We start from the raw sequence: 24,372 nt of genomic DNA on the forward strand, positions 1-24,372 counted from the left end.
CGATTCCCGCGATTCGTAGTGCTTTACGGACGGATTTACCTCTAAAAACGTCCGCCAGACACTACGAATTGCCAATTTCGTCCTGTTCAGCCCGTATTTCGTGGTTCGCCGCAGTTCTCCCGCGAACTGACTCGCATCACTCGGGGCTCTTCAGCGCGCCCACCATGTCGATGCGGTCAAGCGACTTGTTGGTCGCCCATTCGACCATGAGCGTGAACACGAGCGCGAGCAGCGCGGCCACCGCGTAGCAGTACCAGGCCACGTTCGGCACGATGTTCATGCCCGGCAGATCAAGCTGGCTGAGCAGGAATCCGAGCAGCCCGCGTCCACACGGCAAGCCGATCGCAATGCCGATGACGCTGAGCAACAGCAGCTCCTTGTTCACGTAGCCGTGCACCTCTTTGCGTCGGAAACCCAGCACCTTGATGGTGGCGAGCTCACGCTCACGTTCGGAGATGTTCGTGGAAGCGAGCGTGTACAGCACCACAATGGCCAGGATCGCCGCCATGACCACAATGAAGCCGATCATCACGAAGAAGATCATGAAGCTCTTCGAGAAGTCGCGCGTCTGCTTGGCCGTGCTCACCACGGACAGGTATTCGTCTTGCTCAGCAAGCCGGTCGGCGAACGAGATCTGCGCATCATCATCGCCGTCCACGGTGATCAGATCGGCGTTGAGCTGCAGATCCCCGGAATCGCTACCGGCATCGGTCCCGGAGCCGCTGGCATCATCCGCCATGAACGCCTGCCTGTAAGCGCTTTCGGTCATGACCACGACGTTGCCGGTGTAGTACTGCGCCACGCCGGTGACGGCGATATCAGCATCGTCCATCATGGCGTCGGCGAGGTTGACCGTACTGTTGTTCTGCAGTCCCAAGGTCTCCGCTGCGTTGGCGGTCACGATGGCCCCGGCCTTGCCGGAGGCGTCGCCGGTGCCGGAATCCTTGAGCGTCAACGGTTCGCCGTCCGTGGTGTGCAGATCGAGGTAGCCGTCGAGCGATTCCCCGTCGGGCACCACCATGAGCTGCACGGTGAGCTTCTCGCCGGAATCCGAAGACGAAGACGAAGACCCAGAAGACCCGGATTCCCCATCCGCAGCGGACAGCGTAGCGCTCTCGACATGCAGCGGCAGCGTGGACTTCACCGCGGAATCCTTGTCGAGATCGTCCTGCACCTTGTCATGATCGGCCGGCTTGGTGACGGCCATCACATCGTAGGTGGCAATCTCACTGAACTGCCGTGGCATCAGCGTCAGCGCGGAGTTACCCATGCCGAAGCCCGCCGTCATAAGCGCGGTGCATCCCACCACGCCGATGATCACCATAAGCGCACGGCTCTTGTAGCGGAACAGATTACGCGCGGTCACCTTGCCAAGGAACGACAGATGGTTCCAGATGAATCCAATGCGCTGCAGCAGGATCGTCTTGCCGGCCTTCGGCGCCTTGGGCCGCATGAGTTCGGCCGGTTCGAGCCGCAGGGACCCTCCGCAGACCACCATCGCGCTGCCGGTGATAAGCACCAGGAACAGCAGGATGCCACCGATGCCGATCGTCCAATCGATGATCAGCGGGTAGGTGGGGATCACGTAGAGGATGTGCAGCATGCGTTTGGTGAACACGAACGGCAATCCCAACAGACCGATGAGATCACCGATCACACCGCCCACGATCACCGCCGACGCCGAGTACAGCAGGTACTTGAGCATGGTTTCGTGCCGCGTGTAGCCGAGCGCCTTGTACGTGCCGATGAGCTGTCGGTCCTCCTCCACCATGCGCGCCACGGCCGTCAGGCTCACGAGGATCGCGATGACGAGGAACAGGATCGGGAACAGCTTGCCGAGACGGGAGATCATCTCGCTTTCGGTTTTCACATCCGCGTAGCTGGCGAGCGCGTTGCGGTCGCGGATGATCCATTTGGCCGTGGGAATGGCGTCGAGCTTGCTGCTCAGCTGCGCTTCGGCGTCGGCGATCTTCTGTTCGGCGACGGCCTTGGCGGGGTTGGCGTCGGGCAGGGCGTCGATTGTCGCCTTCTGCTCGTTGAGCTTGTCTTCGATGGGCTGGCGGATGGCATCCTTGACCGTGTTCGTGCGTGCCTGTTCGCGTTCGGATTGGATGGTTTCGATGGCCTTCTGGGTATCGGCCACGCGGGTGGTGTAATCCTCGTGATACGTGTTCAGTTCCTTGGCACCAGACACGGATACGATCACGGATGTGTACGGGGATTCGGTATCGACGACCGCGTCGGAGGACACGAAGAGCGGGTATACGGTTTTGGCTCCGGATACGAGTGCCATCGGGCCGGACGGGTTGACGATGTCGTTCGGGTCGATGACCGTGCCGACGATCATGTAGTCGCCATCGTCGAAGGTGCCTGTCGTACTGTCCGTGTCGGACGTATCGAATTCGGACGAGTCGGTTGTCGTCGACGTATTGTCGGCAACGGCCGTCACCGCGGTCGCGGTCGTTTCGGGGGTGAAGGTCATCGTATCGCCGATGCGCTTGCCGCTGTCGTCGAGATACTGCTGCGTGACGGCGATCTCATGATCGCTCTTCGGCAGTCGTCCGTTCTGGAGATACGGTTCGTCGAGGTGACGATCGTTGAGTGCGCTCACCGTGGCCGAGGCCTGTGCGCCATCGATTCTGGTGTAGGCGCTTTCGGTGCGCTGCCCGGCGGCGTCGGCCACGCCGTCCAAGTTGCGGATGGCGGCGATGTCGTCGTCATCGAATCCGAGGGTCGACACGATGGTGAGATCGTGCATGGACGTGCCGTCGAAGAAGTCGTCGAGGCCGCCGCGCAGATCGTTGCCGATGGACGACAGGGCGCCCATCATCATCACGCCGACCGCGCAGATCACCGCGATGGCGGCGAATCGTTTGCTGTTGCCGGCGATGGCCCGCCATGCGTCCTTCCACAGGGCGCCATGTCCGCCACGGCGCCGGGTGCGAGTATGAGTCTGTGCCATCGTATGTCACCTACCATTCGATGTCGGCGATGGGGGTCGGGGTCGGGTTGGCCGTGATCTCGGTGACCTTGCCCGACCGGAAGCGGATCAGACGGTCGCCCATGGGGGCGAGCGCGGAGTTGTGGGTGACGAGCGCCACGGTGATGCCGCGTTGGCGGCAGGAGTCCTGCAGGAGCTGGAGGATCTGCTTGCCGGTGTTGTAGTCGAGTGCGCCGGTCGGCTCGTCGCACAGCAGCAGCTTGGGGTTCTTGGCGAGGGCGCGGGCGATGGACACGCGCTGCTGTTCGCCGCCGGACAGCTGTGCCGGGAAGTTGGCGAGGCGCTCTCCGAGGCCGACCTTGTCGAGCGTTTCTCGTGCGTCGAGGGCGTTGGGGCAGATCTGCGACGCGAGTTCCACGTTTTCGAGTGCGGTGAGGTTGGGGACGAGGTTGTAGAACTGGAAGACGAAGCCGACGTCAAAGCGACGGTAGTCGGTCAGCTGCGCTTCGGTGGCCTTGGTGATGTCCATGCCGTCGAGGATCACGCTGCCGGATGTGGCGCGATCCATGCCGCCAAGGATGTTGAGTGCCGTGGATTTGCCGGCACCGGATGCGCCGAGGATGATGGCGAGTTCACCTTGTTCGATGTCGAAGGTGGCGTGGTTGAGCGCCTTGACCGCGGATTCCCCGGTGCCGTACTGCCGGATCACGTCATGGAATTGCAGAAATGCCATGATGTTCCTTTCCTTTGTAAATGCTTCATGAATCTGAATGTCTATTCGCTTGTCGCCGATTGGAAAATCGATTTGTTCGGCACCAAACGTCAGATTAATTCAACATTGTGTATAGTAAAATACACACTTTGCAGGAAAGTGTCGAGTTTACGGCCACGCTCTCCGACGACGAACAGACAATCACCATCAGCCCGGCGCACGGCGACAACGCAAAAGGGTGGCGACCGCACCATCACGATCGCCACCCTCCGGCCCTCGCTTCAGGGGAATTCCCCAGAGGAATCACAAGGAATTGAATAATACCCCCGAACCAAGCAATGGAATCAGGGGACTATCCTCGCATCGGCGGGATAGCCTTGCATCAGTTCCTCCGTGGTGAGCGTGTACTCGGTGTAGGGGATTCCCTCAGACGACGCGGAACCGCCCCAAGCCTGTTGCACCATGCCAATCAACTGGGTTCCGTCGATCAGATGCACCCTTTCCCGCTGGCCCAGTGCGATGGCCTGCGAGGAGTATCCTCCCGTGGTCATGTACATGAGTTCCTGCGTGCCCGCCAATACGTTCGCATCAACGAGTTTACGCACCGCCGGCAGACCCACGTTGGAATGCACGTTCAGACATGCGCAGGCCACCAGACCTTCCACGCCGCCGAGTTCGGCGGTGAAGTCGAACCCGGGCTCCTGATATTCAGTCACCTCATATCCCTGCTGGCGGCACAGATCGGCGCAGAAATGGCTGAACAGGTCAGGCTTGCCATAGAACGTCTGAATCAGCTCGGCCAGACTGGTCGCATGACGTGCCTGTGACATGACCGAGCCTTGGTTCATCTTCGTCTGCTCCTGCGGAATCAGACTGATATCGGTCCCCTTGGAACGCAACTCGGTGATCAGCGAATACAGATGTACCGGATTGGGACACCTGACCTCCCACGCACCGACGGACAGCGTGCTGTCTCCCCCGATCAATGAGTTCGAGCTCCTTCGTGCGTCCTTGGTTCCATCGGCCTTGGCATACTCCCAGTGCGGATAAACAAGAGTGAACTCGTTGACCGCCACCGGCTGACCGCGTTTTTTCAGCTTGAATTTTCCTACCGGGAAAACAATGTTGAATTCACTTGCGAAATCACTGCGCTTCTTTCTGCCATACGCCCAGATGCCGATGACGATGACGGCGATGATGATGATTGCTTCCATGGCTTCCTCTCATTGATTGGAATGATTGATCGCGATCCAGATCACACGGCCGCCAGCGACCGGTTATGAATGAAGAATCCATCCGTATCGGTATAGACGACCATCCACGCCATGAACACGAGCAACGTGATGGCGATCTGTCCGATGGACGGACCTGCGGTAATGGATGCGACGACGGCGATGATGCAGACGTTCGTGATGAACGCGTACAGGCAGCTCTGCGCGAAGTTGCCCAGCATACGGAGCATGAGGTCATGCACGGTCTGCGAGGTAACCACGAACGGCACCACCACGATGGCGGCGACCACGGCCACGATGGCGATGTATATCAACACCCGCCAGACGATCATCTGGGCATTCACCCACCCAAGCGCATAATCCACCATCCATGCGGAGAACAGTGCGATGCAGATGGTGGCAATCAATGATCCCAACAGCTTCCAGACCTTCGACATCAGCTTGTTCTTCGTGCGCTCATAGTCGGAATCACCTACGATCGAATATCCTCCCCGCTGATAGGGGGAGAACAGGAACGGGCCGAACAGCATGTTGAGCATCATCATGAGCGGTGACTGAATGGCTCCCTGCACGATGAGCACAAGGATGCTCATCAGGACAAACGGACTGGTCGTGATATTGAACAGACCGGTATCAACGTGCATGAACGCGTTGAGCAGAGCAAATATGCCGCCCGAGAACGGCAGGGCGCTCAGCCCCTGCGCGAATTCCGCGCCGGTCTCCGGATCAATGCTGGTGCGGATCATGACCGCGATCAGCCAGAATCCGACAATGAACCCGACAAGCAGGTATATCTTCTTTTGCATAGTCTCATCTCGTTTCCAGTTCACATACGGCTATCTGAAGGAAGCCGGCTATCAGCCGATGGCGGAAAGCGCGATCACGCCGGAGGCACCAATCATCACGATCGCGCCCAGCACATACACCGCAACGCGCTTCACCCTTGCGGTATCCGGAACATTATCGGCAACGTTCAGCAGCAAGGCACCAACGAACAGCACCGCAGCAGGCACCAAGGCGGACATCATGGCCTGCCACGGCAGGAGCCCTCCCGTCAGAGTGAGCCCGCTGGTACCGACGGCATTCGAAACGGCATTGTCCATCCCGCCGATTCGTGACAGCAGGAACGTGGCCACACCCGTCATGACGATGTAGCAGATTCCGCTTTGGAATCGATCACCTGCCGTCAGGACGCGAACATATTTCGTGCTCAGATACAGTGCGATGAACGTGCAGAAAACCACAAACGAGAACAGCGCTCCCCTGCCCGGCGTCATGGCTGTCATGGTATAGCCGTCGGGTAGCTGGCCCATAAGCTTGGCGACCACCTGAGTCTGCACGATGGCGACAAAAGGCCCGAACAACAAACTGCAGATGAGTCCCAGACCGAGGGACAGGAAGGTGATTGGCGTAACGTGCAGCGACTGGGATGACGCGGCCGTTGCGGCGGAGGTCGGTGCGGGGGCGGCGGCGAATTGTGCGGACGTACCGGCAGCGTTTCCTCCGGCAGAGCCGGCACCATACGGGCTGCCTGCCCCCTGCGCTGGCGTGCCCCATGACGATGCGGATGACGACGATGGCGAACCGCCGGAATATGACGTCGCGGCACCGGAAGGATTCATTGTCCCCCAGCCGGATGACGCTCCCGCCGGCTGTGGCGTAGGAGCCGGAGCGGGCGAGGGACTAGGACTAGGACTAGGACTACCCCAGGCGGAACCGTTCGAGGCGGAGGACGAAGGACCCGGTGCCGGAGCGGGGCTACCCCATGGGGATGCGTTCGACGCAGAGGACGAGGGAGACGGAGCGGGAGCGGGGCTACCCCATGCAGAACCGCTCGAGGATGCTGACGAGGGAGCCGGAGCGGGCGAACCCCATGCAGATGAGGATTTACCCTGCGCGCTGTGGCTCTGTTGCGATTTCGATGACGTCTTGGAGGTATTCGCCTTGTTCGGATTCGGGGTCCCCCATCCTCCAGCATTCGACGTATACGGACTGGACTGGTTATTGCGTGGCATGGCGTACGCTCCTTATCTCCTTAACTCCCCGCTGCGCCACCGGGCACAGCGCTCATTCTGCCTTCGGCCGACAGACGCTCTCGCATCGGATCAGTGCCGACCGAACGGCAGGAATTTCTTCATCTTGTCGATTACGCTCGGGTTGGCCGCCTCGTAAGCAGCCAAGCCGTCGATGATCATGCCGAACAACGCGGTGAAATGGCCCTTGGGAAACGCGGTACCGTAGGTCTGCGAGAATCTGACGGCCACATGCTTGTCGAATTTGCGTTCATCCTCCACGTACTTCGTCAGTTCGGAGGACTTCATATGCATACCGGTCAGCTGGCTCGTCAGGAACCGTGCCAGATCGATCGCCATGGCGTTCTGGTGAAGCTGGTCGGCGGATGCCCCGAAGCAACACGAATCCAAGGCCATCAGCAGCAGAATGTCATCGATCCGCTTGGAGCTGACCACGTTGCCGGCCACCTGCTTCATCACGGTCATGTCATACGTTGACGGCACCGCTTTCAATTGCAACGTGGCACCCGATTTCGACGTAAGCACCACCGGGGTGATGGCGTCACCGACGGAGGCGACGAAGGCATTGACCTGATTCCCGGCCGCGCTCAACGGCAGACGCGGCCCAGTCTGCATAAGCGCATTGCACAGACCGTCGATGACCATGGGATCGGGATTCCGCTGGGCATATGCGTTCGCCAGATTCGTTATGTGGAATTGATAGTCGATCAGTGTCAGACGCGCAGGCAACGGCAACGACACGTCCTTGCACAATGCGACGATGGCGCGATAGTCATCGTATACGCGGTTGTCCACACGCAGGATGGGAAGCATCGCACTGGCCTGATCGATCTTGGTACGGTACCAGGTAAGGGGCATCGGAACCATACTGCGCACCGTCTGCGCGCAGACGCACAGCAGCGCGGCGGAAGGGGTGTTTCCGATCGTCCGCTCGCATACGGCAACGACGTCCCTGGCATGGTCCTGCCAAAAATCCTTCGGCAAATACGGCCCCGTTGTTTTCAGGAAGGCAAGAAATGCTCCCGGATCGTGGGAAGTCCGCGCCTGCTCCGCGAGCAGCGACACAACCAGCGATTGCAGACCGCTGGCGTAGCAGGACTGCAGATACCCGATTCGCGTCCGGGAGCCTTCCCCATCGGAGGACATGTACAACGTGTGGAACGCCGTGTACGCCATCGTCACACTGGACGGCAGACCGGAGGCGGCGGAACCGCCCATAGCGCCCGCACCGGTCGGGTCTCCCTCCAGAATGATCAGCAGATCGACCATGCATCCCAACCGCGGGTCGGCACTGAGGGAACCCGCGAAATCGGTGACCAGACGGCGCGTGCCATTACCATCCGGATGATGCACCACAACCTTGATGATCTTGTCGAGCGCCGTCGCATTACGCGTCCCCAATGCGGCTTTCATCTGCGCTGCGGACATGCCCGGTCGCAGATCAATGCCCTTCGCCACGGCGTCAAGCACCGCCTGTGATGTCCATTGCGCGTAAGCGTGCACGGTCCACGGCAGCGATGTTCCGGTGCCGCCGCTGAGTCCAAGATTCACATCCGGATTGCCGGTCAGCTCGTCGAACAGCACCACGTCGACCTTCTCGCCCAGCTGGGCGAGCACCGTATCGGCGAGCGCGTGCGACTGCGCATACATGTCCTGGCTCGGTGCCGCATTGGTGAACACACCGAACAGCAGATCCAGCGCACGCTCCCGCGCGGTCAGCGCATACGTCTTGTCGCTTCTGGTCGCATACCCGAACACGTCGGCGAGCAACGTGCGCTTGTCCTCGGGGAACACCGTCGTGCGGCATTCGTCGAAGAGACGATCGGACACCTTGCGGAGTACGTCGCCGCCGCAGTGGTCCCTCATGAAGACCAGTGCCCGTTCGGCAGCGGATGTGTCGAGCTCATCGAAGGCGGTCAGTCCCTGCACCAGTTGGAACAACGTATAGGCGTCGGCGATCACGATGTCGGCCGTCGTATGGTCGGTGGCGTTGAGGAAGTCGTGGAATCGATGCAGGCTGTCCGGTACGGTCTGCATGGCGTCCACGAGGAAATCGCACAGCTGCCGAACGGTTTCGTCGACCATAGGGTTCGGCAGAGGTACTTCGCCGCGTTCGTCGAATACGTAGTTGCTCATGGCGAGCTGCGGCAGCGAGCCGTTCATGCCGTCCACGCCACGCATGATGTGCGCATCGGCGGCCATGGGGTCGTATTCGTAGGTGGAGAATGAGTAGGTGTACGCCTGCCGCAGCGGCAATGCCATCTGCAGCGCGGCGACCCACAGGTTGAAGTTTTCGGCGCTGTCCCGGATGATGATGCGACGCAACGCTCCTCCCTGCTCACGGTTGAGGAAGCAGGCAAGCATGAGCTTGAGCATCTCGTCACGGTCATCATCCATGAGGAAGTCCTGCACCGCATCGAAGGTGATCTCGTCGTTGGGTTCGATGTCGAGCGTGCCCAACATCGCGGGACGTTCGTCGCTGCGCGCCTTGGTGATGTCCATGGTGCGTTGGAAGCTCGGCGATTCAAGGTACTCGCACGGATAGGTGCCGGTCTGCATCATCGTCGCCAGCGGCAATGCGACGGCGTGGGCGATGAAGTTTCCGCCACGGATGGATCCCTCCGGGTAATCCCGTCCGATATAAGTGGATAGCGCCATGCCGTAGAGCGCGTCCGGACCGGACAATGGTCCGCTGTAATCGCGCTTGGGATAGCATTCCTCGATCTGTTCGGGGGTGGGCAACGGCGGGTACTGGTCTCCCACGGGTGCCTTGTACTGTTCGAGGACGCCGATGGCGTTGCGGTTGGCGATCCACTGTCGCATGCCCGGCGAGTACGAGTACACCTGATAGCCGGATGATTGTCCCTCGATGCCCTGTCTGCATGAGGTGTAGATGATCTGTTCGGTTTTCATCGATCAATCCTTCCGGTCAGAGTACCTTGTTGAGGTGCAGCAGCCAGAACATGGCGTCCTCGATGCGCTTGGGAATCGGCGGGGCGATAGTGCCGTCGCTCGCGGGTTCGCGACCGTATGCGGAGAACGCGAAGCAGTGGTTGGTGGCGTAGTTCATGTCAAGGGTGTTGATGAAGCTGCCATAGTCCCATCGGTCGAGCATCGACCTCACTTCCTGATTCACCGAGTCGGCGTCGGTGTCGTCGAACATGCCGCGCTGCACGTGCGGTGACGGCTGGGACAGTCTTCCTCCCGGAGGCAGCAGATTCTTGTCTTCAAGCACATCGAGCTTGGAGAATGCCGCAGCCACGGGGATGGCGATCTTCTGGCTTTCCTTCAACCCGTTCTGGTCGCGGATGAGCCTGGCAACGTCATTGATCACCTTCGTGGGGTCGGAGTCCGGCTCGTAGTCGGCGGAGATGGACGCGCGGATGGACGCATCGTCACTAATGGCATCACGGACATGCTGATTGGCCAGTGGATCGATAAGGAACACGATGCCGGATGACTTGGCCACGTATTTGGCCACGACCTGGATGGTATCCATATTGGTCCAATCCTCACCGGCGGAATCGAAGAACACCAGCATCTTCGGCTTCACCTTGCCGAAGAACCCACTGGACTGCATTTTCAGCATGCCAAGGATGGGCCTGTTCTCCGTCATGGTGTTGCCGGTTAGATGTGTTGTGGTCTGCGGGATAGGCTGCCCCTTGTACAGGTAGTCCTCGAACCGCGTGCGGTATTCACGCTGGTCCTCGCTGCCGTACAGCTGGAATGTGCCATGGAACGGGCCGAACAGGTGCTTCATCATCTCATGGATGAGCACGCCCACGTAGGTGCTCTTGCCCGAGCCTCGGGTACCGATCAGGGAGATGATCATGGCCTCGTCATTGTCGATGGTGGACGGCAACGTGTTATGGCATGACGGGCATACCCTTGTGCGACTGACCTGACGGCACCAGTCGCAGACCGCGCTATCCGGCATGGAGAATTTAGGCGTCTTGTGAGCGCGGAAATGATGAGGTCCAAGCGGGGCCTGACTCAGATGCTTGTATTCCTGCATCTTCTTGTCGGGCTCACCAGCACCGGGAACACCCACGATCTTCCCGCTGGGGTCGCGCTGGGCGCAGATCATACGGGAGTCGCAGGCGAACTCCACGTCACCAATGGCATGCTCGGCGAAACAGAATGGGCATACATACTTCAATTTCATGGTGATCATCCAATCTCCGGACTGGTTCCGGCGGCTTGTGTGAGTGATGATGTCTGATAGATGCTGAGGTCCTTGAAGAACAATTTGGCGAACATGCCCTTATTGAGCGAGCCCGCCGGCAGTTCGATACGATGCGTGCCGCCGCCGTTCTGCGCCGGAATGGACGCAACGAGCAGTCCTTGATTGCTGTACGCCGGTATCACGCCCATCTGTGCGCGGAGTTCCATCTCCGGGAGGCTGTCCGTGGATTCGATGACCAGCGTGGCGCTTTTGATCTTGCCGAGCAGGCTTTTGCGCACCTCCACGTGATAGGTGGCCTTACTGGCCTTCCCGAAGGAGAACATCCTGTTGCTGCCGGCCGAGTAGGAGGCGGAGTCGCCGCTGCCGAGCCTGGCAAACAGACTGAAATAATAGGGGACGTTGGGCTGGATTCCCTTGACAATGATCGCCTTATGCAGATCGTAGGTTCTGCGGTTCACGCTTGTGACCGTGGCACCACGCTCCTCCGCCGAGGCGGGATATCGATCGGTACGCCATGCCAGCAGCACACGGTCGGATTCCTCGGGCCAGTCGAACAGCACCACGGCGTTCGCACCACTGGCCGTAATGTTCGTGATCTCCACCGCACGTCTGCTTGACACCGTGGCGCTGGCGCCGATCACGGCCTGACCGTTCTTCACGGTGGCGGCGACGATATGGTAGATGGAGTCATCCGGCAGGGTGAACGTACCGGTGTCGTCCCCGGTCGCGGTGATCGGCAGCGGCATGGTCTGCGCGTTCAGCTCGCTTTCCGCGACGATATCGCCGTCCTTGAAGGAAAGGTCTCCCGTGGTGTAGGAGAACCGGGCCTCGCCGCCCTCGGGCACCTCCCATTCCAGCGTGAACGAACCATCGGCCTGCAGCTGGGCGAACAGGAAGTCGATGGGCTCGGGCGGAGCGGCGGGAATACCGGAGCATTGCACGCCCTGCGAATAGACGGTTCGGCCGTTCGCGAGACGATAGCTCACGAAGATCGCGTAGTAATAGGTGACGTCGTTCCTCAGCCCCTGATCAAGCAATCCGGAGCTCACGACATTCGTCACCTGTTCGCCGTCCCCGGGCCGGGTCGGCGCATGATCGGTGCGACGCCATACCGCCACCACCCCGGTACCCGGTATTCCATTCCATGTGATCTGAATCGTCGATTGGCTGGGCGACACCTTGACGTTGGCCACGTCGAACAGCACGGTGACGGTTTTCGACGCCGTAAGTGCGGATGACAATGGCCCGAGTTTCACCACGACCGCATATCCGTATGGCTCGCCCGCCTCAACCGTACGATCCACGAAGCTCGTACCGGACGTTTCCGTAAGGCGCTCGCCGTCATGCTCGTCCAGAGGATGGCTTCCCTGCTTGCGCAGCAGCACATAGCTGACCTCTTTGCTCGACGATGCGGGCCACGACACATACATGCAGTGGGCGGTGCCATCCGGGCGCACGGTGACATCGGCAACGGGTTTCGGCGGGTTAGCCGCCAAGGCTGCGGCCAATCCCGGATAATCGTGACAGGCGTTGTACGCTTCCAACACGCTGGAGATCGTGCGCGGAGCAGCCTCCATGGCGGCCTTCGCACGGGCCACACCGGCGTCGATCGCGTCCCGGAGTTCCCGGTTTTCGAATTTGGGAGAACGTCGACGGATGCCGTCGTATAGTTTGCCTGCCTCGATGAGATTCAGTGCCTTCACGGCGTCGGTAAGACGCTGCGCGGACGGCCCGACCAAGGTGCGCTGTTGGGCGATGGTCTGTTTGACGGCCTTCGCCTCGGCGAACCCCGGCCATAGATTCGCCGCCTGGTCGACAAGCTGATCGGCGTCGTCGAACCGCAGTGCCCCGGCCAGCGATTTCGCCTCGTCGCACATGGCGGATGCCTGGGCGAGGTTGGTATAGTCGAATCCGCACTGGCCGCAGTAGTGCACGTCTGCACGGTTGGTATGGTGGCACTGGGGGCAGTTTTCGAGAATCCTGCCTCCGCAGGATGAGCAGTTCACCGCATCGGGATCCGCCAATGCGCCACACCACGGACACGGCTCCGGCAGCGTCGATTCGTCGGCATGCTCGGCCGGCGGCATATAGAGGATGCTGCTCTTGCCACAGAACCACAGCAGATAGCCACTGGCCTCGTCTCGGGTGATCGGATGACCGTTCTTCGCACCGGCCTCATACAGACGGTCGATATACTGTTCGGCGAGCGCGGAATCGAGCTTCTTGGTGACGCTCGTGACCTCCTTGACCTCGTCGAGGATGGACATCAGGGATTCGTATGCCAGGTATTCGTCATAGGCGGCACGACTGGTGTCGTCCTTGAACGCGGTGCCGATGCACAGGTTGTACAGCTTCTGGTGATCGGAAACCTCCATGTTCACCTTGTTGGGCAGCGCCTTTTTGGCCGCCTCGGCTTTGGCTCGCCATGTGGCCGTGGGTACGCTTCTCACCTTGGTGTTGCCCGGATCGAGCATGTCGTAGAGGTTGGCGTGGCCGTAGACCTTGAGTTTGGACTCCTGACCGTGGTATTTGCTATATGACTTGGGTCTGGCCAGCTCAGTGCCCTTGGGCCCTTCCTCCTGCTCCTTGACGGGTACGCCATGCACGCGGCTGCGCACATCGGCGTCGGAGATGGCGCAGTTGCATTGTTTGCTCACCTTCTGCGCGATCTTGGTGATCTCCCCGGTAAGGATGTATCCTCGGGCGGCATACAGTTTCACCTGCTTGGTGATGGACTTCTCCACGATGTTCTTGGCCTCGAGAAACACCTGCTGGCGTTGTTCCGGCATGTTCAGCGTATTAACTGTCTTGAGCAGTTCAAGAGCCCGCTGGGCGGCCGGGTCGCCGCCTGCACGGTTGGCGCGCTGCGACAGTTTAGGCCGCACTGCGGCGACCGCCTGAGCGATGCGCTGTTCCGGCGCCGGGTCGGATTCAAGACTGTTGGAGAAATCGAACAGTCCGAGGATCAGATAGAGGTTGTCCTGTGCCAAGGTTCATTCACTCCGTGTGATGTCGTGTGCTTCCATGTGATGTGTGCTTATGCGGCCAACGGTCAGCTGATGGCTCGCGCGATCTTGGAGAAGCTTTCGCTCAGGTGGCTGAGATCGGTTAATCCGGAAAGATCCTGGATCGAGGAGATCTTCTGGAGGAATTGCTCATCAGCCTCGCCGATGCCGATGCCGATGGTGTCGATTCCCATATCGTTGCACCGCTGTGCTTCGCTCACTGCGGATCTAGCATCGAACCAGATGCCGTCCGTGAGGATGATGATCAGCTTGGCCCCGTCGAATTCGGAAAGCAACGGAGGCATATGGCCCAAGGGACTCTCCGTGCCGTATCCGGTCTCGCGTCCCACTTTCAGACGGTTGATGCAGTCACGAAGAGCACGCTCGTCGTGTGTGGGTGAACAGAAGTTCGCGAATTCATCGCCGAATCCTCCCACACCGATGGCGAATATCGAAAGGTCGAGCTGGCCGACAAAATCGTTTGCCGCCCTGATCGCCTCCTGTAATGGATGTCCACTCATGCTGCCGGACAGATCGATCAGCAGATACACCGTTCCCGGTTCCGCCACGGATTCGGGCTGGTTGTCCGCCGGACTGCCGTCGGTCCAGCTCATATCCTCCGGAATGGGTTCGCGGTGCATGACCAGTTGACGACCGGTCTCCTGCTGGACCGCGGACACCTGGATCACACCGTTTTCGTCGTACCGGTAGCTGACGTTGATTATGGTCCGGCCACCTTGCACGTACGGAATGTCTGAGAACACGTACTTGCCGGCCACCTCGTTGTCAAGCGGTCTGGTCTCGGCCCCCTGCAGCAGATACACCTCCAGTTCACCACCGGAACGGGGCACACGCAGCTCGGCGGAACGCGTGTTCTCCGCCGGAATCGACGAGTTCTTCGGGATGAGCACGCCATTGACATATCGACTTCTATCCGTCGACTCCAGAATCATGCCGAGAGCGTGCGACGTGGCATCGGAAATGCGTTTGCCGCCGATGAGCATCCGCGGGGCCGCAGCCGTTCCCCCGCCTGTGGTCGCACGTCGGCCAGCACCGATCGTCAGCATCGGCGACGCGTGACCAGCCGCGTCCTGATTGGCGCGGATGGCCGCACCAAGGGCCACGGCCTCGTCCACGTTCACGCCTCCCAGCGGTGGCTTGCCCGACATGCGCGTGATGTAGTCGCGCACCTGCAACATGCGGGTGGAACCGCCCACCAGAATGGCACCGTCAACGTCGGCCCATGTGACTCTGGGCCTGACGCTCGCAAACAGGCGGTCGACGATATCCGAGGTCTCCTGCAGCATGAAGCTCGTCACATCGTCGAAGGTCTCGCGATCCAGCACGTATTTGCCACGGTGTCCTTCGAAGTTTACGGCGATCGTGGCGGACGGCGCCTTGGTCAGGCGCTTTTTCGCGCTTTCCGCCATCACCGTGAGCCGGGCGAGTTCCTCATCGTTGTCGGTCAGATCGATGTCGAACTCGTCCGAGAACTGTTCGATGATCCATCTGGCCACGGCATCGTCCCAGTCCTTGCCGCCCAGGATGTGACTGCCATCGGAGCCGAGCACGCGGATGGAGTCGCCGTCCACCTCGGCCAGTGTGACGTCGAATGTGCCACCGCCCAGATCGTAGATCAGCACCTTCTGATGCGTGTCTTTACCGTTGAGACCATAGGCGAATGCGGCTGCGGTCGGTTCGTTGAGAATGCCGAGCACATTGATGCCGGCACGGCGGCCGGCCTCGATCGTGGCTTCGCGTTCGGAGTTGCGGAAGTATGCCGGCACGGTGATGTATGCGCCGTCGATCTTCTCTCCGCCCACCTGTTCGGCCTGTCGGACAAGCCCCTGCAACAGCATGCCGGACAAGTCAATGGGAGTATAGTCACGGCCGGCCATGCGGATGGTGTAATCCGACTGCCCCATATACCGCTTGAAGAACGCGGCGGTGTTGGTATCGCCGAGCTCCTGCTGCTCCTTGGCTTCCGTTCCGAACAGGATTCGCCCGTCGGGGGCGATGCCAACCACGGATGGTGTCACGGCACCGCCTTCGACATTCGGAATCACCTCGGCGCGCCCTGTCTGAGGATTGATACGAGCCACCGCCGAATAGGTGGTACCCAGATCGATGCCAACCGCAATACCCATATCTCGTCTCTCCTAACTTGCCCGACTATCGCTCAACGAACCGATGTGCCATCGATCACATGGTCATCTGCAGACCAGTGCTCACACGGGCCTTGGCCTCTTCGATCTCCTCCTGTGTCATCACGTTCTCGCTCTTGAAGACGGCGTCGACCTTCTCGCCCGTGTCAGGCTTCTGCGCGTGCAGGTTGATGGTGCCGTCCTCCTGCAGGTCGAGGGTGATCTCAATCGGCGAGTTGGCGGGCGTGTTCGGCGGCAGGATCAGCTCGGCGTCACCCAGCTTGAGATCCTCGTCCACCTCATAGGAATCCACCTTCTCCGGGGTTTCGTACAGCTCGATCGCGGCGAGGGGCTGATTGTCCTCCTGAGTGGCGAAGGTCTGCGTGGCGCGGGCGGGCAGCTCATCGTTCTTCTTGATGATGTTGAAGATGAGAAGCTGATTCGTCTCGGGGTTGAGCGCCTTGATGCCGAAGCTCTTGGTGGAGACGGAGATCACCTTGGTATCAGCCGTGATGTTGGTGGGCATGACGGAGCCGCCACCGATGGTGGGCAGGATACGGGTTTCGCCGGTGGTGGTGTCACGGGCCACATCGTTGCCTTCGGCGTCCTGTTCCTTGACCTCGTTCTCCTTGACCTCGCTCTGCTTGGTGGCCTGCAAGATCGCGAAGATTGCGGCGCCCTTGGCCACGGCCTCGTCCGGCTCGAAGTTCTTGGTCTCGATGTCGAACTCGCGCTTGATCATCTCCTGCACCTGCGGCATCTTGGTGGAGCCGCCCACGAGCAGGATCTCGTCCACCTTCACGCCTTCGGCCTCGGCATCGGCCATGGCCTTGCGTGTAAGGGAGACGGTGGTATCGAGCAGATCCTTGGTGACATCCTCGAATTCCTCGCGGGACACCTCAATGCGGGCGTGGTTGCCATTGTAATCAAGGATGGTCTTGGCGGTGGTCCTGTTCGACAGCGCCTGCTTCATCTTCTCGGCCTTGAGCGCCAGATCCTGCAGGAACTCATTATTGTCCTCATCGGTGAACGGATCGCCATCATAGCCGCTGCTCTCCAGGAACTTGTCGACCATGACGCCGGAAAGCGCATCATCCCAGTTCTTGCCGCCCAGATCATGATCACCTTCCGTGGTGATCACGCGGATCTCACCGTTGGTGATCTTCATCACGGTGATATCGAAGGTGCCACCACCCAGATCGTAGATCAGCACGTTCTTGTCCTCATCGGCGCGGGTCACGCCGTAGCAGATGGCGGCGGCCGTGGGCTCCTCGATGATCGCCAGCACATTGAGTCCGGCGATCTCGCCGGCCTGCTTCGTGGCAGTACGCTCGGCCTCGCCGAAGTACGCCGGGCAGGTGATCACCACGTCCTTGACCTCGTCGTCCAGCTGCGCGCCAGCCTGCTTGGCAAGCTCACGCAACGTATACGACGACACCTCCGTGGGGGAAATGTCCTTGCCGTCGATGGTGATGGCGACCGGGCTCTTGCCGATCAGGCGCTTGACGAAGGCCGACGTGCGTTCCGGTTCGAGCACGGCGGTGTCCTTGGCCTCCTGGCCGACGATGACCGTGCCGTCCTCGCCCCACTGCACCACGGAGGGCGTGGTGTCGGAGTTCGTATCCATGTTCTTCACCACGGTCGGGCGGCCATCCTCATCCTGATAGGCGATGCAGGAGTACGTGGTACCAAGATCGATGCCGTATACATACTTGGACATGATGATTCTCTTTCTTTCTGTGTGTTGTGATTGGTATGGTTGGAGTCACTCGCCGGCGGTCGTGACCGTCGGCGCCGCAGCTTGAACAGCCGGAGCGGCCGGAGCGACGACCTTGTACACGACGACCTTCTCCTTGAACAGTGCGGTCTTGCCGAACAGGTAACCGGGAGCGAGCGAGCGTACGACGGTCTTGCGCTTGGCTGGATCATCGGTCTCCTCGTACCTGACCATGCGCTGGCGTGACGCGTTGAACGCGTCTCCGGGCTCGCTCGCCACTTCCTCGACATCGTTCTTTTCGAGGATGTCCAGCAGCATGTATTCGATGTCCTCGAACGCACGATCCGTCTTCTCGCCTTCCGCTGACAGGTCGGCACGCATCTTGCGCACGGTGTCCAGAGCTTCGGCCACGTCGTATAGCACCGGCTGGATAAGGTTGTCCTTGAGTCCCTCACGCAGCTTGAGCAGTTCCGAATGCTGACGATCGATGATCGTTTCTTTCGTATCGTCATACTGGAGTCGCTTGGTGAACTGCTGTGACAGTGCGTCCAGGGATTCCTTGATATCGGTAAGTTCCGTTGCAGTGCTCTGCGCGGTCTGCAATACCTCCTGAACGGTGTTCAGCACCTGTTCGTCGGCGACCCTCTGTACGGGGACTTCCTGTGCAGACTCCGGCGTATCGGAGGATTCCGCTTCGGAAACGGATGGTGTCTCCTCGACGGGAGTTTCCTGTTCGACCGCGTCCGGCAACGGCATCGTCCGTTCCTCGGATTCGGTGGTCACCGATGGGGCAGCCGCCGGAGGCGTTGGCGGTACCGGAGGAAGTTCCGTGGATTGCGGCATTGCGCTGAATGTGGACGGACTGCCGTCGTATGACGGTTCCACCAGAACATCGTCGGCTCGTCCGGACTGCGGCGCGATGCTCGGAGGCATGGAACCCCACTGCGCGTTCTGGGGAGCGACCGGCTGCTGTGGCTGCTGTGGTACGGCCCCGAGCGGGGATGGCCAACCTTGATTGGTGTCAGTACTCATATGCTGTCCTTTGCATGGTGAGAGGAAATGTGGACCGGATCAGTGCCGCTTACGCGGCTGGGGGCGACGGGGAGCCAGCGGGGAGACCGGACGCTTTGGTTTCGCCGGAGGGGTTTCCAGTTGCGCTGGGCTGGGACTGGAACCAGCAGGTTCGACAGTCCGGGCAGGCTGGGGCTGAGAAGCCGGTTCGGGCTGCGGATTGGGAGCGGTCTGGCTCTGGGCATAAGACGAGCCCCATGCCGACGGTGTTGGAGTAGCTGTCGTCGGCTGCTCCGGCACGCCCGTAGTAGCCGACGAGGATTGAGTGGGAGTTGGCATCGGCTGTGGCGTCGCCTGCGAAGGAGCGGCCTGAGGCTGCGACGCCGCCTGAGCCTGAGCCGCGGCCTGGACCCTGGCATTCTCCAGAATCTGGTCGAACAGGCCATATACCGGTTCCTTGACAGGAAGATCCGCCTTGGCATACGTCCGGGCCCCAAGGGCCTTGCCGAGGGCTGGGTCCTGAATGTCCAGAATCCAATCGACGACGTCGGTCACGTTATATGGCTCAAACCCCTTGCCATTGCCGGCGGTGTGGCCTATGGAGCTTACGGCGAAGAACCTGGATGTCGCAAAGTCCTGTTCGATGTGAGCCACCACATCACCCATGTCATAATCCATAAGGAACTGCCGACACAGGAAATCGGTGGTGTTCGCCGGGTCGGTGAAGGTTTCGGGATCGGCCGCCATGACTGCATTCACGGCTTTGCTACCGATCCGCTCCTCCAACAACGGTGTGGAGTCGATCTTGTTGATCACCACGGCGAGAGGAGTGCGGATCCTACCGTTTCGGTCGGTGTCCGAGACGTTCTGCAGCTTGATGTGCAACGCGCTTCTCACATCCTCAAGAGGGGCATTGCTGATCGATCCACTGTCCCCGGGATCAAGGCTGTCTTTGCATTTCGCGGCAAAGTCCCGAATACTCAACGGGTCGATGACGAGGACAATGCCTTCGCAATGCTCATACTGGTTCTGCCCCTCATTCTCGGCTCCATTCACGAATGTCTCACCGGCGATGTCGAGGATCTGCATGAGTCGGGACGGCACAAGTCCATCACCTTCAAGGAAGAAGCTGAACGAGATCGTACTGCTACGATCCTGCTCGGTCACCGTCGCGGTCTTCTCCACTATGCCACTGCGATAGGCGGCGGTCATGGACTGATACATGCGCTCGCGATCATTGTCGTAGAACCGTACGTGCAAGCCGTTCTTCGGCGCGATGTCATCGATGACGGATTGCGCATACGCGGTAATGAACGCGCTCTTGCCGGCCGATGCTCCACCGACCACGGGAATGCAGATGGCACGGCTATTGCTGGAAAGGACGGACTCCTCACGACCGGCCTTGTAGCAGAACGGGCACAGGGCCTGCAAATCCCGTCGGGGATGCTTGCGGTCGAGCACACTGCATGCAAGTTTCTGCCCGCATGTGCAGGTGTGATGCAGAATACCGTACTTGCCAGGTAGCAGAGCGAGATGCTTGGCTCCGCATTGGTCGCACACGTAGACAGGCAAAGCGAATCGGTTGTGGCATGTGTCGCAGACATTCGACACCTTGCGGATCTGGAAGTACAGCAGGTCGAACAATCGCGCAATCTGACTGAGCACTATGCCGATGATGTCGATCAGCACGAAGCCGATCACATGAGGCAACAGCATGGCCAGACAGATGAACGCCGAGGCGATCACCATCGAACCCGCGGAGAACAGCCAGTAGATGTAGCGGAGCGCCACCTGAGGCACCATGATGATGAGTGAGGGCACGATCGGCTTGCTTGCTGCCTTGGCGGTGATATCCTCAATCGATTTGCCGATGTTCGCTTTGGTGGTAGTGATGACCCTGACGATATCGCCGAACCCCGGACCGTAGAAATACGATGTCCGGGAAGGTTCCTGTTCCTTCGTGTTGCCCATGGTTTCCTCTCAACGCTTCCGACTGGTGAATATCCGCATCCGATGAAGGGTCAGCTCATCTGCGAGACGGTCTGTGACAGTTGCTGGTATTGCTCGATCAGGCCAAGTATCGCCATGCGGCCGAGGAATACGATGACGCCGATCCAGACAAGGGTCAACACCACGCCGATAATCTTGCCCGCCCGGGTTCCGTACACGTCGGTCAATGTCGAGTAGTATTCCTTGAACCCTTGAGCCAAGCCCCTGATAACGCCGAACGCCAACGCAAGTGCCATAAGGCCGACGAAAAGCGTCATAATGGTTCCCGCGATCATCGGGACGAGTGACAGCAACCAGATGATCAGCTTGATGATCAACCAGATCGCTATACCTATGAGGATCAAAGCAATGATATATTGCATGGTCGTGTTTCCCTTCTTTCCCCTACTATTCCCTGTGTCTCATTCTTCTTTCAAAGTCTGTATTCGCCATACTCGCGGCAGACCCGATTCCGTCATGTCAGCCGCCAAACGGATATCGCTCCTTGATGGCTTCGGCATTCAGCGCATGGAACCGGATGTTCTCGCGCAATCCATCCGCTGTGATCATGACTGCCGTGCCGAAATCCGTCTCCCCTATGGCGAGCGCCGCCGCTGTTGCCTTCCGTGCCAAAGCGGCGTCCACTCCGTGTAGCATCGCCGCGGACTGCCCCTTCACCCCGATGCGGTAGAGGATTCGGGTCTGCGCGGATTCCACCAGATCGGCGGGAAACGCCTTGGCCGATGGGTTCTGTGTGGACAGCACCACGCAGCATCCGGCTTTGGCACCCTCATCGATGATCTTGCGCAGGTATCGTCGGATATCGGAAAGCTGCTCGGCCTCCGTTTCGTCGACGTCCGATTCACCGTCGGCACTGAACTTGTCGAACAGATCTTCACAGCCATGAAACACCATAACGTCAAGCGGCATTCCGGCATGATCCGGAACGGACCAGTAGTCCGAGACCCCCGTCTTGCGGAGTTTTCTCAGACGCGAATTGAGCGACGTATAGGCATCCTGCACTGTTCCACTGACCAGATCCAGCCCATCGCCCAAACGGGCATAGGAATGGGCGTGCTCGGCAAACGCGGAAAACTGCGAGGTCCGTTTGCAGTCAATGATTCGCAGATCCACGTCATCGGACTGATCAAGTGCCGCCACCAGCGCAAAGGTACGCCCCACTTCGCCGGATCGGTTGGCACCGGCAATCGTCATGCAGGAGACTCCGCTGAAGGACACCTCTACAGGATTGCCGTCGGCGTCCTCTCCACAGGTGACGGACATCGTAGCGGGATCGACCGTGGGAATGGACGACAGGTTGGATGCCTTACGACGGGTTGTTGACTTGCCGCGGCTGGATGAGGGGGAACCCTCAACAGTGGAACCCCGCTTCGTCGCCGGTTTCCGTGTCTTGGTTGTCGCAGCCGATGACGACGAGGATGATTCGCCACGGGTATCGTCGTGACGACGACTTGCACCGGCCTTCCCCTTAGCGGACTTGCCGGTGCCGCTTTTGGCCTTGCCCGCGCGTTTGGGGTTCGGGTATTCGATGCCCTGTGCCCTGTCGCAGGTGGGTCGCGGCCATAGGGTCCGGTCACGCGCCTCATCCGGAGAGAGTGTGGTCTGGTGCTCGTATAGCTTCACCAGAGACGCAAGATATCCTTCCTCCCATGTCGGCTCAGTCGACGCATAGGAGGGGTCCGTGGAAAACCGCTGCTGGATCATCGCCACGAACGAGGAATACGACATGGCGGGAATGCCACCCGGCCAGCAGATGTCGGCATCGAGCGTGGCCTCGCCCGCCTGACCGGGGACCAGAACCACATAGGATTCCACGGTGCAGTCGGATCCGCTGTCGGACAGGTACTCGCTCATGTGCTCCTGCGCGATGCCCATGTTGCAGCTGAACACATAGGGGTCGTTCGCCACCACACGTGCCACCGGATATACACAGAACATGGCGTGCCCTGGAATCAGTGTGTGGTAATCAAGACCCGCACGATAGTTTTTCACATCCACCAGAAAGATGTGGGATCCGAACTTCAATACACAGTCGATGTCGGTGCCATAGTCGTTTTTACTGCCATCGTCTTCGATGTTCCAGACGGACCAGAATGATACGCAACGGTCGAGCACGCCATCCCATGTCAGCAGTTTGGCGAATACCTCCTCGCCGCGGGAGCCGCTACGCACCTGCCTGCTGCCGAAGCCGGACTCGGACAGTCCTGAACCGGGATGACCATAGATACGTTCGCCGTGGATATCATGACCGAGTGTACTGCGATATGCCTTCACCCACTTCTGCTCGGCTTTGGGCAGTAGATCGGCGGTGATGACCGGAGTGCCATCAGGATTCGTCTGCAGACCATATTGTGCAATTGCCGCAGGCCATGCTGCGGCAATCTCCTCATCGGTGGCTCGGCGCAGACGATTGACATCCATGGAAACAGGACGCGGAGAGACTTGAGATGACGGCGCGGAAGGCTGGCCTCTGAAACGCGAAAACACGTTAGCCATGTTCGTGTCACACCTTCCTTCCCACCAATCACACACCGATGCGCGATCAATACCAACAAGCTAACCCCCCCCATAGACACTGGCACAATTCTGCCGTCACATCGCCATCATCGAACCGACGAACGAAAGGATCAAAATTTCGATACACTGTTGAATTATTGAATTCCATCAGCACACAACGAAGGAGCAGCCCATGGCACGGCCGAAAGCCGCCGAGCAACCGGCAACCATAAAGATGCAGAACGCGTTCTGGGAACTGCTGGAGGAGAAGCCATACGCCAAGATCACCGTCAGCGATGTCACCCGAGTCAGCGAGCTCAACCGCACGGCGTTCTACTATCACTACACGAACATCACCGAACTGGCCGACGACGCCATCGCATCCATCTATCAGGATCAGGACATCATAGGATACGTCACTCGACTGATCCGCCAGCCGGACGACATCGATTTCCGTAACGAATACACCAGATTTATCGATATACCCCGATACCTGACCAGCGCCCATCGAATCTCACTGATCACCGGACCACACGGGTCCACAAGCCTTTCCAAGCAGCTCAGGGAATTCGTCATCGACATCTGGCTGGATCTGATCGGACTCGACCGGCAGAACCTCAATCCCGGCCAGAGGCTCGTTCTGGAATTCGCTTCGAACGGCGTCCTTGGCGTGCTGTCGAACGCCACCGCGATATTCAATGCCGATGGCGCCCAGTGGATCGCCAGGACCAGGCTTCCCGAAACCGTATCACACCTGATCAATTCGATCCCCGATATCATCGATGACGTCACGCCGGATCAGGCGACCCCCACCCTCGAACCATACCTTTCCCCAAACGGGCGCAATGCATAGCAGAGTACGGCCGATATATATGCCGATATATA

General features: G+C 59.7%; 15 protein-coding genes. 1 reads left to right on the forward strand and 14 read right to left on the reverse strand.

The genetic code is table 11. The features are described 5' to 3' along the window. Positions 1–136: 136 nt before the first annotated feature. The 14 genes from BTIS_RS01170 to BTIS_RS01235 form a co-directional block, all read right to left on the reverse strand. On the reverse strand, positions 137–2,962 hold the full coding sequence (locus BTIS_RS01170; RefSeq protein ID WP_094661865.1) for an ABC transporter permease: 2,826 nt from the start codon (positions 2,960–2,962) through the stop codon (positions 137–139). Positions 2,963–2,972: 10 nt separating this feature from the next. After that, the gene (locus BTIS_RS01175; protein WP_094661867.1) at positions 2,973–3,674 is read right to left on the reverse strand and encodes an ABC transporter ATP-binding protein; all 702 of its coding nucleotides are present in this window, start codon (positions 3,672–3,674) and stop codon (positions 2,973–2,975) included. Between the two features lie 323 nt (positions 3,675–3,997). After that, positions 3,998–4,867, reverse strand: coding sequence for a restriction endonuclease (locus BTIS_RS01180; RefSeq protein ID WP_094661869.1), 870 nt, complete (start codon positions 4,865–4,867; stop codon positions 3,998–4,000). Between the two features lie 41 nt (positions 4,868–4,908). Further along, positions 4,909–5,691 (reverse strand): hypothetical protein, encoded by a 783-nt coding sequence (locus BTIS_RS01185; RefSeq protein WP_094661871.1) that lies wholly within the window; start codon positions 5,689–5,691, stop codon positions 4,909–4,911. Positions 5,692–5,742: 51 nt separating this feature from the next. Beyond that, positions 5,743–6,507 carry a hypothetical protein gene (locus BTIS_RS01190; protein ID WP_094661873.1) on the reverse strand — a complete coding sequence of 255 codons (765 nt, stop codon included), beginning with the start codon at positions 6,505–6,507 and terminating at the stop codon, positions 5,743–5,745. A gap of 483 nt (positions 6,508–6,990) precedes the next feature. Beyond that, positions 6,991–9,831 (reverse strand): GAP1-N2 domain-containing protein, encoded by a 2,841-nt coding sequence (locus BTIS_RS01195; protein ID WP_094661875.1) that lies wholly within the window; start codon positions 9,829–9,831, stop codon positions 6,991–6,993. A 16-nt stretch (positions 9,832–9,847) separates the two neighbouring features. Next, a complete protein-coding gene (locus BTIS_RS01200; protein ID WP_140557544.1) occupies positions 9,848–11,083 on the reverse strand; it encodes a hypothetical protein in 1,236 nt (411 codons plus the stop codon). 5 nt (positions 11,084–11,088) lie between these two features. Then, entirely contained in the window at positions 11,089–14,094 is a 3,006-nt protein-coding gene (locus BTIS_RS01205) for a zinc ribbon domain-containing protein (protein ID WP_094661879.1), read from the reverse strand. A gap of 62 nt (positions 14,095–14,156) precedes the next feature. Further along, complete coding sequence (locus BTIS_RS01210; RefSeq protein ID WP_094661881.1) at positions 14,157–16,256, reverse strand: Hsp70 family protein; 2,100 nt, start codon at positions 16,254–16,256, stop codon at positions 14,157–14,159. A gap of 55 nt (positions 16,257–16,311) precedes the next feature. After that, positions 16,312–17,973, reverse strand: a complete 1,662-nt coding sequence (locus BTIS_RS01215) for an Hsp70 family protein (RefSeq protein ID WP_094661883.1) — start codon at positions 17,971–17,973, stop codon at positions 16,312–16,314. 45 nt (positions 17,974–18,018) lie between these two features. Then, positions 18,019–19,002 carry a nucleotide exchange factor GrpE gene (locus BTIS_RS01220; protein ID WP_094661885.1) on the reverse strand — a complete coding sequence of 328 codons (984 nt, stop codon included), beginning with the start codon at positions 19,000–19,002 and terminating at the stop codon, positions 18,019–18,021. 39 nt (positions 19,003–19,041) lie between these two features. Next, complete coding sequence (locus tag BTIS_RS01225) at positions 19,042–20,952, reverse strand: TRAFAC clade GTPase domain-containing protein (RefSeq protein WP_094661887.1); 1,911 nt, start codon at positions 20,950–20,952, stop codon at positions 19,042–19,044. Between the two features lie 50 nt (positions 20,953–21,002). Then, positions 21,003–21,353, reverse strand: a complete 351-nt coding sequence (locus tag BTIS_RS01230) for a hypothetical protein (RefSeq protein ID WP_094661889.1) — start codon at positions 21,351–21,353, stop codon at positions 21,003–21,005. A 97-nt stretch (positions 21,354–21,450) separates the two neighbouring features. Next, a complete protein-coding gene (locus BTIS_RS01235; protein ID WP_143248830.1) occupies positions 21,451–23,487 on the reverse strand; it encodes a nuclease-related domain-containing protein in 2,037 nt (678 codons plus the stop codon). A gap of 193 nt (positions 23,488–23,680) precedes the next feature. On the opposite strand from BTIS_RS01235, the gene BTIS_RS01240 reads away from it, so the two are divergent. Further along, complete coding sequence (locus tag BTIS_RS01240) at positions 23,681–24,340, forward strand: TetR/AcrR family transcriptional regulator (RefSeq protein ID WP_094661892.1); 660 nt, start codon at positions 23,681–23,683, stop codon at positions 24,338–24,340. The last annotated feature ends 32 nt before the right edge of the window (positions 24,341–24,372 follow it).

The organism is Bifidobacterium tissieri (assembly GCF_002259645.1).
Classification (GTDB): Bacteria; Actinomycetota; Actinomycetes; order Actinomycetales; family Bifidobacteriaceae; genus Galliscardovia; species Galliscardovia tissieri.